This window comes from Vibrio tapetis subsp. quintayensis, assembly GCF_030409945.1.
Taxonomy (GTDB): domain Bacteria; phylum Pseudomonadota; class Gammaproteobacteria; order Enterobacterales; family Vibrionaceae; genus Vibrio; species Vibrio quintayensis.
This window is the reverse complement of record NZ_JAUFQV010000012.1, coordinates 60820-75643: the sequence shown is the minus strand read 5'-3', so window position 1 is coordinate 75643 and position 14824 is coordinate 60820. Positions and strand designations below refer to the sequence as shown.

The following is a 14824-nucleotide window of genomic DNA, read 5'->3' as shown; positions in this document are numbered from 1 at the left end:
TGGCTGCGTTTGTACTTTCTGTTCTTTCTAACTTCTCATCTGGTTATTCACACTATGGCAGAGTAGTAATGTCCCAGCGGTTAAGGGCTTCTTCTCCACTTATGCCTTTACTGCCCCAGCGATCAATATTGTCCACGACCAAAACGTTAGAATGCTCACCAAGTAGTTGAGCTAAGTTTGCGTTCATCTTACGCGATGTCAGAACCCAAACACTCGGATCTTCTTCCAATAATTGGCGTATCTGTTGTTTGTCTTCTTCGGTCCAATCTAACTCTTGCTTGGTCAACCTTTCGACCACAAACAACTGGTGACCCGCGGCAAAATCTTCTAAATCAGAAGACAGCAGCAAAACGGTGTCTATTTCCGCTTCTTGCAATGCCGTCTGCTGGCGATTTATCAATGATCTCACGTTACGTATCAACGCTTGTCGGTTATCTCCAATTAACTGCGCATGTTGCGGCCATACTTTCTTTAGGTCATCACTCACAATCATGGCCATTCGGCTCAAGTTCGCTGGATTAAGCCACATGTAAGGTGATATAGAGCCATCATCTAACTGGATTGCCGCTACGCCGGTCGCTCTAGGTGAAATAGCTTGGCTCGCGTCAATTTCCACTAAGCGGATATTGGCTTGCCTTGCATGAATAAATAACGGGTCTTGCGGCCAAACGGCACTTAGAGTAATCGCGACCTGTGCTTTTTCAGCCGCCGTTGCCACCGTCTTTTCGCCTCGAGTTTCAAACCAATTAGGCAGTCTTGCGACACTGTAACGCTTAGGCGGCAAATAAGTGGTGTTAATGCCCGTCCCCTTTACCAACTCCTGCGCCAACATATACGTCACTGGCGTCGCCGTTAAAATATCATTGCCCAATACGGTTTTACTCGTTAAGCCCAATGCCAAAACAAATAAAATACGGCTCATTGTGCGCATTCGATAGCGACGTAAAAAATGTTTAAACATGAAATTACCCTTTACGAATCATGCGATAACAGGTCGCAGTTAAAAAGAAAATGGCCGCAACTATGATGATGGCAGCACCTGAAGGAACCGGCAGTTTCAGCTCCATTGGCAACAATGTGCCAATCAAACAACTCACTGTAGCTAACACGCCAGATAGTACAACAAACCGGCCCATACTTTGGGTCAGTAGCCGCGCTGTTGCGCCAGGGATCAACAGTAAAGCACCCACTAATACTGCCCCTATAATTTTTACTGATGCTATCGTTACCAAGGTCACCATCATGACAAATAGATAGTCATAAAATGTGGTGGCGTAGCCTCTTACCTTTGCTATATCGGGACTGATACAGGTTAACAATATGCGATTAAAGGTTGGGATCAGGACAAGAATGATCGCTAAACAACTTAACGCTAACAAAGCCAAATCATTGTCCGTTACCGTAAGGATTGAGCCAAATAGCACGTTTTCTAGCAGGTGAATGTTTATCTTACGAGCCACGTACATTAACAAGGCGGCACCAACGGCAAGCGCTAGAGCCAAAAATACGCCAACGAGCGTATCGTAAGGCACGTTAGTTCGGTTTCTCACAAAATGCAGTAATATGGCGAAAACCATACAAAAGCTGAACAACCCGATGATTGGGTTATCCGGAGTTTCGCCTAACAACACACCCAGTGCAATCCCGGTTAATGCCGCATGGCCAACCGCTTCAGAGAAAAACGCCAAACGCTTCGCAATCACCAATGTGCCAAGACCACCTAATAAAGGCCCTACCATCAAAGCGGCAACAAGCGCGTTGACCAAAAAAGCATACGAAAAGCTTTCACTCAACCAGCCAGCTTCCACTCCTGCCATCGCCCACTGGCGAATCATATCCATCATGATGCCACCTTCTGTTTTGTATCTTGAGTTGCGCTCATCGGAGAAGTTGAATAATGATTAAACAAGCGTTCAATCTTATCCGGTGTTAGAACGTCTTGAACGCTGCCACTGTCGACCATATGGCGATTTACTACGTGCACCGTACCATTCAAGCGACGTACTGCACTCACATCATGGTGTACGGCCAAAATGGTTCGGTTTTCCGCAACTAATTCGGTGATTAAAGACTCAAGGTAGCGTACGCCTTGCTCATCCATACCGGTTGTCGGTTCATCTAATACCAAGAGTTCAGGGTCATCCAATAACGCTTGAGCAAACAGCACTCTTTGCTGTTCACCTCCAGACAACTGCCCCATACGACGGCTACAGCGGCTACTCATTCCCACACGGGATAATTGCGCAAGCGCTCGTTGTTTTGCTTTCTCACTCTGACGCCAAAACAATGGCGATGTGTTTTGGTTTAACAGAATAAAATCCATCACAGTCAACGGTAGGCTGGCTTCAAACATGGCTTTTTGAGGAACATAACCCAATCGCCCTTTTTTTTCAGGCCATTGAATATTGATGTCACCCGTAAATGGCGTTAAACCTAAAATCGATCTTAACAACGACGTTTTTCCACCACCATTTGGCCCCATCACGATGTGGCATTTTCCCGCCTCAAATTGGTGATCGATGCTTTCCAATATGGTGTTGTCTCCATATTTCAACGCAACCTGCTTTAACTCGATACTCGGGCCCATTACTCGCCTGCCTTTTTGGCTGCAGCAAACTTCATCGACTCAACTAAGGTCGCCAGATTAGCGGCGGTTTCTACTTCGACTTTTCCATCTTGGTATGATCCGTGAGTCATATGAGAGAATCGATAAAGCTGAACGCCCGTTGCTTGCTCTATGGTGTCGACATAGCGGTTCGGCATATTCAATTCGTAAAACAAAATATCAATTCCAGATTTACGAATTTTTTCAATGGTTTCTTGTAGCTGACTCGCACTTGGTTCAACACCGTGAGCGGGTTCTATAACCGTTGCTACGTCTACGCCAAATTCTTGTAGTAAATAGCCATAGGCATTATGTGTCGTCGCTACTTTCATTCCTGAAGTATCTAAGTCACCCAGTGCCATCATCGCTTCGTGTTTCATTTTTCGGAAAATCGTGGCGTATTTTCGAGCATTGGCACGATAGAATTTCGCGTTATCAGGGTCAACTTTGCCAAGCTCGCTCGCAATCGTGTACACCTTCTGAATAGTGGTCGATAAACCAACAAAAGTGTGAGGGTTCACCGCACCATTACCAACAGATTGACCAATAGCTGGCAGTAGAGGCACATCTTTATTTGCTTTAATCACGGTCAGCTCATCCTTACCGGCTGCCGCTATCACTTTCATGGCAAAATCATCATGGCCAATGCCATTAACCACGATGATATCCATCTCTCGTAAGCGACGCAGATCATTGGGCTGAGGTTGATAATTATGTGCATTAAAGCCTGCATCAACCAACGGAAGAACCGTCATTTTGTCGCCAACAATCGCCTTCACATAGCTGTAATAAGGTTGAAGCGTTATGCCCACAACGGGCTTTTCTTTTGCAAACGCAGAAAAGGTAGAGAATGTGATCAAGCAAAATGAGAGAAGCGTTAAAATTATTTTTTTCATATTATTATCACTGATGAGTGGCAGAATTAATGCGTATCGTTGGCACTATGACGAGTATTAAAGGCAATGTTGACCCAACCGGATTCGATCAACTGAGCTTGAGTTAATTCGATTTCCTTTTTAGCAAAAGGCTTGGCGTGATTATGTAAATCTAACCATAACTCAGGCTGCTGATGTTGAGAGATCAGCACCATAGACTTCGCACCGTCCGTAGACTGATGTATTCCTTGGTATGCACCAGGAGCAATACGCTTCCACTGGTGTTTCCCTTGAAATTGCCAACTCTTATCCTCAATGAATGGCGCAACCCACAGTTCTTTTAACTCAGTAATGGATGCCCAGAGGTCACGTTCACGTTCAGAGTTTTCAGATCGTTCGTCATGTAATTGTCTGATTTCTTCATGAGCAAGACGCAGATCAGCGATCAATCCTAGAGAGTTTTGTTCGATGTCTTCTAACGCAATTTGATGTTTCGCGACAGCAGGAGTGGAGGATTCTGTATGATTCAAGGACAACAGCAATGCAGCACAAAGTAAAATACAGCTGACAGACAAAGCTACCCATTTCCCTTCACGGCCACCGTTATCTGGGGTCACACGCTCAATGATCATTTTTGTTTGATCTCAACAACATCGACTTCAACAGGGCTTTCATGACCCGCGTCAAATACAATGTAAAAATCGCCTTGAGGTTGGCTAAAAGTCACTTGAGACGCTTTATTCGTTTGCGCTTTATCAACTAGGTTATCGTCGTAATCATAGAGATTAATCGTGTAGTCAACCGCTTTGCTGGCATCGCTATACCCAGCTTCACACACCACATTTTTAGAGGCATCAAACCAGCAATTCATCAATGGAAAGTGCGCGTGAGCTTGCATGGAAAAAAACAGAGTTACAGCTAAAAAAGGGCGTATTATTTTATTTGTCATAACAACCTCGACAACCAAAGAAACCCACGACTGACAACCAGCCGTGGGAAAAACACAAAAATTATTGCAGAACAGCTTCAAACGTTAAGTGAACATTGACACTACTAACGTCCGCCAGTGGGTTACCTACAAGCTCACCTTTATGGTTTGCTCGTAATAAATAACGACCAGCGATTTCAGGGGTAAACTTAATGACACCGTCTTTGTCACTCACAAGATCAAGCTGATCTTGCTGGTTACGATACAAAGTCCCTTCGCGAGTCACATCTACCGTGACTCCTTGTTGAGGCTTGCCATTGTAGTAAAATTGGAATTCAACTGGCTCACCTTCAACGATATCGGCTGGGTGCGTAAGTGGCTTAAGCTCAAGAAGCTTACCTTCAATTTCAAGGGCACTTTGAGTTGGTTTGCCAACTGTGATGTAAGATTCTGCGCGGGTGAAGCTTAGCTGAGTGATCACATCACGCGACTTCTCAGGTAAATCAACTGCGCGTTCTGCTTTATTTGCGCGTAGCCATTTAACCGTATCACGACGGCCTGCTTTGTATTTCGTCCAATAACTTGGCGTACCATTTACAGCCACTTTATGAGTGCCTTGCTCAATGAACTCAAAGTCAAAAATTGAACGGCGCTTTCCTCGAATCACGAAATTAGGGCGCTCTTTGCGGCCATCTGGCATCAAAATTTGTGCTGATTCGCTACCGGCTGGTTTATCAAACACAAATGCACCATGGGATGCAGTCACGTCAAAAGTTAACCAATCGCCACCCTCTTTAGATACAGTAAAGTGCGAAGGTAGAATCCAGCGCGGGTGTGCACTAGCCGATACAGACACCGCTAAGCCAGCAACTGCAGCGCATGTCAAAGCGACAGCTTTCAATTTACTATTCATGATTGTCATTGTTAATTCCCTATTTAATTTTGGCGCTACTGACTTTGTAGCTAAGCGTCACCACACCAGTTTCGGCTGTTGGCTCAATTGTTTTGCTAAATCCTTTTTGACCTAGCTGAATTTTTTGTCGTAATAAATCTCGGCCGCCATGTTCTCGTACAACTTCGGCATAGAAGGTGTAACTCCCCTCTTCTACACGGTTGCCTTTTTCATCGGTGCCATCCCAGACGAAACGGTAATCACCGGCAGGTCTGGTTGCGGAAGTTACGCCATCCACTAGCGCTTTGTCGTACCGGCCAACCTTTCTCCACCAGCTACGCAAGTCTTTTAGCCATTCATCTTTACCTACCCACAACTCTAAAGTGCGCACCGGTTGTCTTTTACTGTCTTCAATCCAAACAGCAACATAAGGACGGGCGTACATTGAGGTTTCAATCGTTGGTAGTGAAAACTCAACATCTAACTGTGCATTTGAAGGTAACGTTTCCGCGTTTATTGAAGCCGCGCTTAATGCAGAAAGAGCGAACACTGCCGATTTTGTCCATAATTTCATGTTTGTTTCCTAATTCTTCCGTTTTCAATAGAGCGCTCGTCACGCCAGATCTAAGGCACCGCGAATATAATCAAAGCTAAGGAAATACTGCTTCCCAAGGCGAACCACTTTAATGACGTCGCTAACGTGCGTTTTTTGGGAATAAGTAAACACACACCCGTCAATACAAACACAACCATTAGCGCCGCGGTTATATCAATAAACCATCGCCATATTTCGCCACTGTTACGCCCTTTATGCAGATCGTTCAACATCGCAATCAAACCGTAATTCGTGGTTTCTACTTCTGCGGTCATCGACTCCATATCGATAAACACGGCAGCGTTATAACCGGGGCCTTTATAATCCACCGCGATTTCTCCCGCTACCAATTCACCGTCTTCAATCTCAGTAAACACACTCAAAGCGGAAGCTTGTCCTGAAAGAGCGGCTTCTTTTCTGAGGTATTCAACCAATGGGGCTTCGTTAGGCACGTATTGACCCGCTTGAGAATGAAAAAGCTCGCTAGGGATAGATAACGTTATGGTTTGTAGGTCAGGTGTGTTTTTTACATACAGGTGAGGTCTATTGAGAGTAATTCCAGTGACCGCAAAAAACAGCACCACCAACAATAACGCCATGGAAATATAGACATGCAGTCGGCGAGACCACAGCTGGACAGATTTGTTTTTGAGCATGGGTACAACAATGAACAGGCTATTTTAATGGCAAAAATTGTAAGTGATAATAGTTTTCATTGGCATTCAATTTACAATATTTACAAACGTGAAGAGTTAACTATTGCTCCTTTGAAATAGAACAAACGCATAGTGCTACATTCAGAAAATACTTTTTTAACAAGGCAATATCCGGTGAATTACAAGGCACTTACAAACGATAAAAATCATAAAATACAGTAACTAAAGGGCTGGTCTCTCACAATGAAAGTGGTAGCATGTTGAGATGTGTTTTATAAGGATTAGAGAAATGGTCACTACCACTTCAACGCGTTTTAAAGTCAAAGTAAATACCAGCAAAGGAAGCTCTTACTGGACACTAAGTGGCTCGACCACTATTTTTGAAAACGCCGCTATTTTCACAATGGACACAATGCCCGACTTCTTCCGACAATCTCTTGAGCAAGACTTCATCGATCTGCTCCCTATCGAATAATGTCTGGGCCGAACAATGTCCTCTAGCCAATAAACGGTATGAACTTCTAAAACAGGTTTGTATCGCAATCAGAATAAAAGTCATTTTCTTCAAAAAAATGGCTTTTTTATCCCCTCCCCGTTGAAACATAGGCTCTCCTTTTTAGCCCCTTTCACTAGCAGCACCTTTTACGACGTTAGCCTCGTCACGAGTTAGGTCAGGAGGGTGAAAACATTCGGACACAAAGCATTATTTACAAAAAAACCATAAAAATGCATCGTCATGTAAATATAAACCACACTCTGACGCATTAACAAGACAACCCCCCAACGATCGAAACCAATCAAAAAACGTCGAAAAAACATACCAATAAACCCATTCATTGCTTAACTGGTAAGAATACATTCATATTCATTCTTACCAGTACAAATTATATGAACCTTGATAATTAGTGTTCGATTATTTAGAGCACTAATCATTATTAAATTAAACAAAGCCCTATAAGGACTAAAAACATGGCCCCCATACTGGAAGTTAAGGGACTGTACAAGGTGTTTGGAGAAGACACTGATCGCGCATTTACCATGATTGAACAAGGCGCAGACAAAGATAAAGTGTTTAACCAGACAGGCCTAACAATCGGTGTTAATGATGTTTCTCTCAGCATCAAAGAAGGCGAAATCTTCGTCATAATGGGGTTATCAGGCTCAGGCAAGTCAACTTTAGTTCGCCTACTCAATCGTCTTATAGAGCCAACCAAAGGCAACGTGCTTCTACGTGGCAAAGATATCGCTCACATCTCAGAACAAGAGTTACGCCAGGTTCGCCGCAACAACATCTCTATGGTATTTCAAAACTTTGCTCTCATGCCGCACATGACTGTTATCGAGAATGCAGCCTTTGGCCTAGAGCTGGCTGATGTAGAAGTAGAGGAGCGCAAATCAAGTGCTCTTAGTGCATTAGAGAGAGTCGGGTTAAGCGCATACTCAGAGTCTTATCCTGATGAGTTATCTGGTGGTATGAAACAACGTGTTGGCCTTGCCCGAGCATTAGCTTGCGATCCAGATATCCTATTAATGGACGAAGCCTTTTCAGCCCTTGATCCTCTGATCAGAACTGAAATGCAAGATGAGCTTATACGCCTACAAAATGACGACAAACGCACCATCGTCTTTATTTCCCATGATCTCGATGAAGCCATGAGAATAGGCGATCGCATCGCCATCATGCAAAACGGTGAAGTGGTTCAAGTTGGCACCCCTGACGATATTTTAAGTAACCCTGCAAATGATTACGTTGAAGCCTTCTTCCGAGGAGTCAATGTCGCCAATGTTCTCACCGCAAAAGACATTGCCCGTAAAAAACCAGCCGCCGTATTTAAGAAATCAGAACATGACGGCCCGGCATCCGCCTTACAAATCTTAATGGACAACGATCGGGAATACGGCATCGTGGTAGAAAAAACCAGTCGTTATTCGGGCATCGTTTCTATGGATTCATTACGCCAAGCCCACAAAGACGGATTGTCTCTTGCTAGTGCCGAGCTTAGTGAAGGTTTAACAATCAAGCCGAACCAACCAATCAACGACATATTAGGTGATGTCGCTAGCGTGCCCTACTCCGTTCCAGTTGTGGACGAAGATGGCAATTATTTTGGTGTTGTGACCAAATCACGACTGCTTCAGACGCTAGACAAGGGATAGACAATGTCATCAGAACAAACCAATAATGATCCATGGTCACAACCAGCGGCTGAACAAAGTGACCCATGGGGTCAATCAACAGAGACGCCCGCTTCAGCAGACTGGCTCAATAGCGAAGTCGTTGAAACCAAACCGTTCGATATCATGAATCCGTTTGAAGAAGCTATATTACCCGTCGATACTTGGGTCGAAGCCGGATTAAATTGGCTGGTTGAACATGGCCGTCCCGTATTCCAAGCCATTCGAGTGCCGATAGACTTCATCCTCACCACCTTCGAAACCGCTCTGGTCTCTACGCCGTCACCCTTCATGCTGCTAATTTTATTTATGCTAGCGTGGCAATTTTCTAATCTCCGCCTCGGTTTTGCGACCGCCGCGTCACTGATATTTATTGGCTTAATTGGCGCTTGGTCTCAAGCAATGGTCACCCTCTCTTTAGTCATGACATCGGTGTTCTTTTGCTTATTGATAGGGCTACCACTCGGTATTTGGCTTGCACAAAGTAACACCGCAGCCAAATTTATCCGCCCCATCCTCGATGCCATGCAAACCACCCCGGCATTTGTCTATTTAGTCCCTATCGTCATGCTATTCGGTATTGGTAACGTGCCTGGTGTCGTGGTAACCATCATTTTTGCCCTACCTCCCGTTGTTCGCCTAACCATACTTGGCATCCAACAAGTTCCCGAAGAGCTTATCGAAGCCGGCCATTCGTTTGGTGCCAGCCGCAAACAGATGCTCTATCGTATTCAATTACCCCTTGCGCTACCGACTATTATGGCGGGCGTGAACCAAACATTAATGCTGTCACTTTCTATGGTTGTCATCGCGTCAATGATTGCGGTAGGCGGCCTAGGTCAAATGGTCTTACGCGGTATTGGCCGACTGGATATGGGCCTTGCTGCTGTCGGCGGGTTAGGCATTGTGATTCTTGCCATCCTGCTAGATCGAATTACTCAAGTATTAGGCATTAACGCAGGTAACACGAAACTACGCTGGTACCACACGGGGCCAGTATCGATTTTACTCACCATTTTTGCAAAGAACAAAAGACAACCCAACATCACCAAAATTACGGAGAAATAAAATGAATCATTCATGGAAGAGAATCTTAACCACCAGCGCCGTTTCCTGCTTGGCAATGTCGTCTAACGTTTGGGCAGAGAAGTTACCCGGTGAAGGCGTCAAAGTTCAACCTGTTCAATCGACAGTGGCAGAAGAAACGTTCCAAACGCTGATCGTCAATCGCGCATTGGAAGCTCTGGGTTATGACGTTCAACCAACCAAAGAGGTTGATTACAACGTGGGGTATACGTCGATAGCAAAAGGTGATGCTACTTTCCTTGCCGTTGGTTGGTTCCCTCTACATGCAGACAAATACACCATGTCTGGCGGTGACGACAAGTTTTACCGTCAAGGCCAATACGTCAGCGGCGCCGCTCAAGGCTACCTCATCGATAAAAAAACTGCCGACAAATACGGCATCACCAATATCGGCCAACTAAACGATCCTAAAATTGCAAAACTTTTTGATGCCGATGGTGATGGAAAAGCAGACCTGACTGGCTGTAACCCTGGCTGGGGCTGTGAATTAGTCATCGAAGAACAATTATCCGCCTATAAATTGCGCGACACTGTTGCTCACAACCAAGGTAACTACGCCGCTATCATTGCTGATACCATTTCCCGCTATAAGAATGGCGAGTCGATCCTTTATTATACTTGGACCCCATACTGGGTAAGTGGTGTTCTCGTTCCTAATGAAGATGTGGTTTGGCTTGAAGTGCCGTTTTCTGCTCTACCCGGTGAGCGTAAAAACGTAGATACCACGTTATCTAACGGTAAAAACTACGGTTTTGAAATGAACTCGATGCGAATCATCGCAAACAAGGCCTTTGCTGAGCAAAATCCTTCAGCAGCAAAACTGTTCGAAATCATCAAGCTAAACATCAATGATGTCAGCGCACAGAATATGATGATGAGCAAAGGTAAAAACAGCTCTTCGGATATTGAATCTCACGTAAACGGCTGGATAAAAGCAAACCAAAACTTATTCAACTCTTGGGTTGCTGAGGCAAAAAAGGCAGCGCTTTAGTTCTTTTTAAAGACGTTCCTTTTTAGACAATCCTTCATAGGCCAGTAGCCCCTCTACTGGCCTTCATTTTTATACAAGACCAAATCAATTCCTATTCATTCTTACTCATAGAAAGCAACTATCTAAACAACATTGAAATACGATTAAATAGATATTTAACATGGATAAAACCCTAACAATTTTACTGGTAAATAATGATGTAAATCAAACCAAGGTGGAACTACCCCTTTATTGGCATAGTCTTGGCTTATTCCGACCGATATTATGAAGGTAACGACATCTGTAATGAGGAATCCATCATGGCAACAATTCAAGGCTTCATGACTCAGCACCATAAAACATGCGACGACCTTCTGGTAGAAGCTGAAGCTATGTTAGCGAACAAAGACTGGGCAGCCTTTGCGACACAATGGGCACAGTTTGAAAAAGAAACCCTTCATCACTTTGATCTTGAAGAACAGATCTTGTTTCCAGCCTTTGAAGAACAAACAGGAATGACGGCAGGCCCAACCATGGTGATGCGACAAGAGCATGCTCAAGTTAAAGCAATGATGCAACAAATGGCGGCTGCCATTGAGCAACAAGACATTGAGCGTGCAATGGGCAGCAGTGAAAGCATCATGATTTTCATTCAGCAACACAACATGAAAGAAGAGCAAATCCTCTACCCAATGACAGATAGCCACCTTAACAACAGTGCAGAGATCGTTGATAAGATGAAAGCTCAATAAGTCATTTCGTTATTGATAAAACAAACGATGAGGCCGGAATGGATTTACAGCAGGTAACATCATTAGATGTCAGTGAATTGGAGCCACCGCAGCCAATGCAACTGATCACGGCCGCTCTACAGAAACTGGCGAATGGCGAAGTAGTGTCGGTTAAGCACCGACGCATCCCTTTTCCGTTATTCGACATGCTCGCCGGACGTTTTGACTACTTTTGTGACGAGATCACCTCTTCTCATTATCAGATTTACTTTTGGCAGCTTAAAGACAGCAAAGCCAAAGCCTTGGCTGAACACTTGTCTCTTAACTCGCGCTCGAAAGACCAACGAGATCTTAAGAAACTAGATCTTGAAAAACTGGCACTTAAAAAACTAGGCAATCACAAATCCAGCAGCGAGCATGACAAGTAATGAGAATGACCGGCCTTAACTTTGACGCCATTCCAGCGATTTCATCCCCGATTCGGTTTTACCTAACCGCACCTGTCTTTGCATTATTGGCAGCCATGTTAATTGCACTGCACGGCGAAACCCTTTGGCTCAGCCGTTGGATGCCAGCCACTCTTGCCATCACTCACCTGATTGCTCTGGGCGTGATGGCAATGGTCATGATTGGATCACTATTTCAAGTAATGCCCGTCTTATGTGGCGCCGCCATTCCGATTACTGGCTGGAAGCTTCATCTGTTCCACGCGACCTTCGCCAGCGGCGTTCTCGCTTTAGCGGCCGCCTTTCTCGGTTGGCTGAGTTTTCTGCTCCCTTTTGTGTTGCTCGGGCTCAGCCTTGGCTACTTCGCCCTGACACTGGCTTGGTTATTGATCACACAAGCAAAAGGTGAGCAAACCCGTATGCCTATTTTATTGGCAGTCTTGGCGTTCGTGAGCTTAGTCATCATTGGGTTGGTTCTACTCGGTGGTTACCTGTGGGGTGTTTCTCCTACTGCAGGAAAAGCTCTGACAAATTTGCATGCTGGCTTTGGTAGCTTTGGCTGGATAATACTGTTGGTCATGGCGGTGAGTTTTCAAGTCATTCCGATGTTCCACGTTACCCCAGCGTTTGGTAAAAAGTGTCGAAATTCTGTAATCATCATGCTCGTTATCGGGTTAGTTGTTGCCAGTTTTGACGCATTAAGTGATACGTTAGGGGGGAGCCTACTTGGGCTTGGAGGATGGCTACTATGCATTACTGCTGTCTTGTTATATTGCCTCATCACCCTAAAACATCTGACCAAACGTAAACGTAAATTGCCCGATGTCGTCATCAACTATTGGCAAATTGGTTTAACTAACTTGATGTTGGCATGCGCTCTCTTGTTATGGTTGATACTGCCCGTCGCTAAACCCGCGTGGACACTGATACTTCAAACTAAATTAGAAGTATTATTAGGTTTTCTATTTGGCTTTGGGTTTGTGTTAGCCATTATCCAAGGCATGTTACTTAAGATAGTGCCCTTCCTGATTTCTTTGCACTTACAAAGACTCATGATGAAAAACCCAATGGCAATGATCCCATTACCCGATCACTATCAACTGATCAGCCGAGTTAGGATGAAGAGACAATTTTATTCTTATTTAATATTGCTTCTCTCGCTATGGATGGCTTTGGTCCTCCCCATAACAACTCCCTTGATGGCATTAACCTTTGCAGTTAACTGGCTTGGTATTGCGTATAACCTCTATGGAGCCATCACGCAGTATCGTGAATATAGAGATAAGTTGCGAGGTGAGTGATAGACCTACAATTAGGAACCTTTCGTTAAGGATTCCGTTTTAACGCTTAAACGATAGGACGAAATCAATGCCGCTAAATGAAAAACCTCGATGAATCATCGAGGTTTGTTGGTTTTCAGAACACTTATATAGTGGCGATTAAGCTAAAGGCATATTTAGCCACGATACATACTCTAAAGATTCTTCATACGCTTTTTCAGCCTTGCCAAATCAATCGCGCTTGAGCGTACCGTGAGTTTAATATGCTCATAATCGTACTCTTCTTTCGTCACACTCATGCTAGAACGTATCTCGCCCATTATGCCATTGGCCGTATAAGGCACTATAATCTCTTCTTCGATCATGCCTTGTTCAGCAACGCCCACAATGTATTTGTGCAGCTTTTTGATATCAAGAGGATCGCGAGTAGAGGTTAGCATTGCATCAGGAAACTCTTCCAGCAATGCTTGTCGTTGTTCTTCACTCAAGCGATCTGACTTATTCAGTACCAAGAGTTTTTCGCTGCCTTCTACGCCAACTTGCCCTAGCACCTCATGGACAACATCAAGTTGTGCACGGAATGACGGATCAGAGGCATCAACAACATACAGTAACAATGACGCATCGTGCGCTTCTGCTAACGTAGAATGAAACGAAGCAACTAAGTCGTGAGGAAGCTTTTTAATAAAGCCAACGGTATCTGAAACTAAGATTCGCGGCTGAGTAATAGGCTGCAGTGCACGCACTGTGGTATCAAGAGTGGCAAACAGTTTGTCTTCACCGACCACTTCTGTTGCCGTCATGGCACGCATCATTGAGGATTTACCCGCATTGGTATACCCAACCAAAGCAACACAAAACAGCTCTGATCTTTGTGTACGGCGATTCTTCAATTCACTCTGTACACTCACCAATTCGCGCTTTAGAGCGGCTAATTGGTCACGTACATTACGGCGATCGAGCTCTAGCGCGGTTTCACCAGCACCCTGCCCCATTTGGCGTTCTTTATCACCACTTGCAGACTCACGCAATCGTGGAACTAAGTAATTAAGGCGAGCAATTTCAACTTGCAGGCGCGCCGTGCGAGTGCGTGCATGGCGGCTAAATATTTCAATAATGATGCCGGTACGGTCAAACACTTCTACGCCTAAATGACTTTCGACATTACGCAACTGAGATGGGCTTAAATCACAATCAAACACCACAACATCAGCAAGTGAAGAAGGTAAATCGTCTTCTGAAAGGTCGGAAAAATCCGTTTCATCAAAAAACTCGTCGTATTCTTCCTCTTCTATAGAACCTTGATAACCCGTTAGGTGGGCGATTTCCGCCATCTTACCGACACCTAGGACATTAAGATTTTGTGTTGAACTCTGCTTTTGCGACTGAGTTCCAACCACTTTAAACCCTAGGGTTGTCACTAAACGAGCAAGTTCAGCGAGAGACTCTTTCGCCTCATCACCTTTAAATTCCGGTGTGGTAATAGAAATAAGTAACGCGTTATTTAGGGATGCTTTTGCTGTTAGTTTCATTATTTAATATGTTTATGCACCGAAGTGCTGACCTAGTATTGAGTCTAAAGTAG

The 14824-nt window shown here is 44.5% G+C and carries 17 protein-coding genes; 7 read left to right on the top strand and 10 right to left on the bottom strand.

What is annotated here, in order from left to right; translation table 11 throughout:
- Positions 1–52: 52 nt before the first annotated feature.
- From QWZ04_RS05250 to QWZ04_RS05210, 9 genes are all read right to left on the bottom strand, one after another.
- Positions 53–961, bottom strand: coding sequence for a metal ABC transporter solute-binding protein, Zn/Mn family (locus QWZ04_RS05250; RefSeq protein WP_290325668.1), 909 nt, complete (start codon positions 959–961; stop codon positions 53–55).
- Positions 962–965: 4 nt separating this feature from the next.
- Entirely contained in the window at positions 966–1841 is an 876-nt protein-coding gene (locus QWZ04_RS05245) for a metal ABC transporter permease (RefSeq protein WP_102523938.1), read from the bottom strand.
- The gene (locus tag QWZ04_RS05240) at positions 1841–2587 is read right to left on the bottom strand and encodes a metal ABC transporter ATP-binding protein (RefSeq protein WP_290325665.1); all 747 of its coding nucleotides are present in this window, start codon (positions 2585–2587) and stop codon (positions 1841–1843) included. Before QWZ04_RS05240 ends, QWZ04_RS05245 begins: the two co-directional genes overlap by 1 nt.
- The gene (locus QWZ04_RS05235) at positions 2587–3501 is read right to left on the bottom strand and encodes a metal ABC transporter solute-binding protein, Zn/Mn family (protein WP_290325664.1); all 915 of its coding nucleotides are present in this window, start codon (positions 3499–3501) and stop codon (positions 2587–2589) included. The genes QWZ04_RS05240 and QWZ04_RS05235 overlap by 1 nt, the downstream gene beginning before the upstream one ends.
- A gap of 26 nt (positions 3502–3527) precedes the next feature.
- A complete protein-coding gene (locus QWZ04_RS05230) occupies positions 3528–4112 on the bottom strand; it encodes a DUF6162 family protein (RefSeq protein ID WP_290325662.1) in 585 nt (194 codons plus the stop codon).
- Positions 4109–4429, bottom strand: a complete 321-nt coding sequence (locus QWZ04_RS05225) for a hypothetical protein (RefSeq protein ID WP_102522362.1) — start codon at positions 4427–4429, stop codon at positions 4109–4111. Before QWZ04_RS05225 ends, QWZ04_RS05230 begins: the two co-directional genes overlap by 4 nt.
- Before the next feature lie 61 nt (positions 4430–4490).
- Complete coding sequence (locus QWZ04_RS05220; RefSeq protein WP_290326199.1) at positions 4491–5321, bottom strand: DUF4198 domain-containing protein; 831 nt, start codon at positions 5319–5321, stop codon at positions 4491–4493.
- A gap of 19 nt (positions 5322–5340) precedes the next feature.
- A complete protein-coding gene (locus QWZ04_RS05215) occupies positions 5341–5874 on the bottom strand; it encodes a DUF2271 domain-containing protein (RefSeq protein ID WP_290325658.1) in 534 nt (177 codons plus the stop codon).
- A 50-nt stretch (positions 5875–5924) separates the two neighbouring features.
- Complete coding sequence (locus QWZ04_RS05210; protein ID WP_290325656.1) at positions 5925–6551, bottom strand: PepSY-associated TM helix domain-containing protein; 627 nt, start codon at positions 6549–6551, stop codon at positions 5925–5927.
- A gap of 289 nt (positions 6552–6840) precedes the next feature.
- Between QWZ04_RS05210 and QWZ04_RS05205 the strand changes: the two genes are divergently transcribed.
- The 7 genes from QWZ04_RS05205 to QWZ04_RS05175 all read left to right on the top strand — a co-directional run bounded on the left by QWZ04_RS05205 (position 6841) and on the right by QWZ04_RS05175 (position 13260).
- Positions 6841–7026 carry a hypothetical protein gene (locus QWZ04_RS05205; RefSeq protein ID WP_290325654.1) on the top strand — a complete coding sequence of 62 codons (186 nt, stop codon included), beginning with the start codon at positions 6841–6843 and terminating at the stop codon, positions 7024–7026.
- 494 nt (positions 7027–7520) lie between these two features.
- Positions 7521–8708 (top strand): glycine betaine/L-proline ABC transporter ATP-binding protein ProV, encoded by a 1188-nt coding sequence (gene proV, locus QWZ04_RS05200; protein ID WP_290325652.1) that lies wholly within the window; start codon positions 7521–7523, stop codon positions 8706–8708.
- A 3-nt stretch (positions 8709–8711) separates the two neighbouring features.
- Complete coding sequence (proW, locus tag QWZ04_RS05195; RefSeq protein ID WP_290325650.1) at positions 8712–9794, top strand: glycine betaine/L-proline ABC transporter permease ProW; 1083 nt, start codon at positions 8712–8714, stop codon at positions 9792–9794.
- Between the two features lies 1 nt (position 9795).
- A complete protein-coding gene (gene proX / locus QWZ04_RS05190) occupies positions 9796–10803 on the top strand; it encodes a glycine betaine/L-proline ABC transporter substrate-binding protein ProX (protein WP_290325647.1) in 1008 nt (335 codons plus the stop codon).
- A 299-nt stretch (positions 10804–11102) separates the two neighbouring features.
- Positions 11103–11534, top strand: a complete 432-nt coding sequence (locus QWZ04_RS05185) for a hemerythrin domain-containing protein (RefSeq protein WP_290325644.1) — start codon at positions 11103–11105, stop codon at positions 11532–11534.
- Positions 11535–11572: 38 nt separating this feature from the next.
- Positions 11573–11941, top strand: a complete 369-nt coding sequence (locus QWZ04_RS05180; protein ID WP_290325642.1) for a DUF2249 domain-containing protein — start codon at positions 11573–11575, stop codon at positions 11939–11941.
- Positions 11942–11946: 5 nt separating this feature from the next.
- Positions 11947–13260 (top strand): hypothetical protein, encoded by a 1314-nt coding sequence (locus QWZ04_RS05175; protein WP_290325640.1) that lies wholly within the window; start codon positions 11947–11949, stop codon positions 13258–13260.
- Positions 13261–13433: 173 nt separating this feature from the next.
- Here the strand turns inward: QWZ04_RS05175 and hflX are convergent, their stop codons facing one another.
- Positions 13434–14771 (bottom strand): GTPase HflX, encoded by a 1338-nt coding sequence (gene hflX, locus QWZ04_RS05170; RefSeq protein WP_290325638.1) that lies wholly within the window; start codon positions 14769–14771, stop codon positions 13434–13436.
- Positions 14772–14824 lie beyond the last annotated feature (53 nt).

Excerpts from the sequence above, each read along its gene's own strand:
- proX (WP_290325647.1), top strand. The coding sequence starts at position 9,796 with ATGAATCATTCATGGAAGAGAATCTTAACCACCAGCGCCGTTTCCTGC.
- hflX (WP_290325638.1), bottom strand. The coding sequence starts at position 14,771 with ATGAAACTAACAGCAAAAGCATCCCTAAATAACGCGTTACTTATTTCT.
- QWZ04_RS05220 (WP_290326199.1), bottom strand. The coding sequence starts at position 5,321 with ATGAATAGTAAATTGAAAGCTGTCGCTTTGACATGCGCTGCAGTTGCT.
- proW (WP_290325650.1), top strand. The coding sequence starts at position 8,712 with ATGTCATCAGAACAAACCAATAATGATCCATGGTCACAACCAGCGGCT.
- QWZ04_RS05230 (WP_290325662.1), bottom strand. The coding sequence starts at position 4,112 with ATGATCATTGAGCGTGTGACCCCAGATAACGGTGGCCGTGAAGGGAAA.
- QWZ04_RS05215 (WP_290325658.1), bottom strand. The coding sequence starts at position 5,874 with ATGAAATTATGGACAAAATCGGCAGTGTTCGCTCTTTCTGCATTAAGC.
- QWZ04_RS05235 (WP_290325664.1), bottom strand. The coding sequence starts at position 3,501 with ATGAAAAAAATAATTTTAACGCTTCTCTCATTTTGCTTGATCACATTC.
- QWZ04_RS05245 (WP_102523938.1), bottom strand. The coding sequence starts at position 1,841 with ATGGATATGATTCGCCAGTGGGCGATGGCAGGAGTGGAAGCTGGCTGG.
- QWZ04_RS05175 (WP_290325640.1), top strand. The coding sequence starts at position 11,947 with ATGACCGGCCTTAACTTTGACGCCATTCCAGCGATTTCATCCCCGATT.
- QWZ04_RS05185 (WP_290325644.1), top strand. The coding sequence starts at position 11,103 with ATGGCAACAATTCAAGGCTTCATGACTCAGCACCATAAAACATGCGAC.
- proV (WP_290325652.1), top strand. The coding sequence starts at position 7,521 with ATGGCCCCCATACTGGAAGTTAAGGGACTGTACAAGGTGTTTGGAGAA.
- QWZ04_RS05180 (WP_290325642.1), top strand. The coding sequence starts at position 11,573 with ATGGATTTACAGCAGGTAACATCATTAGATGTCAGTGAATTGGAGCCA.
- QWZ04_RS05210 (WP_290325656.1), bottom strand. The coding sequence starts at position 6,551 with ATGCTCAAAAACAAATCTGTCCAGCTGTGGTCTCGCCGACTGCATGTC.
- QWZ04_RS05240 (WP_290325665.1), bottom strand. The coding sequence starts at position 2,587 with ATGGGCCCGAGTATCGAGTTAAAGCAGGTTGCGTTGAAATATGGAGAC.
- QWZ04_RS05225 (WP_102522362.1), bottom strand. The coding sequence starts at position 4,429 with ATGACAAATAAAATAATACGCCCTTTTTTAGCTGTAACTCTGTTTTTT.
- QWZ04_RS05250 (WP_290325668.1), bottom strand. The coding sequence starts at position 961 with ATGTTTAAACATTTTTTACGTCGCTATCGAATGCGCACAATGAGCCGT.
- QWZ04_RS05205 (WP_290325654.1), top strand. The coding sequence starts at position 6,841 with ATGGTCACTACCACTTCAACGCGTTTTAAAGTCAAAGTAAATACCAGC.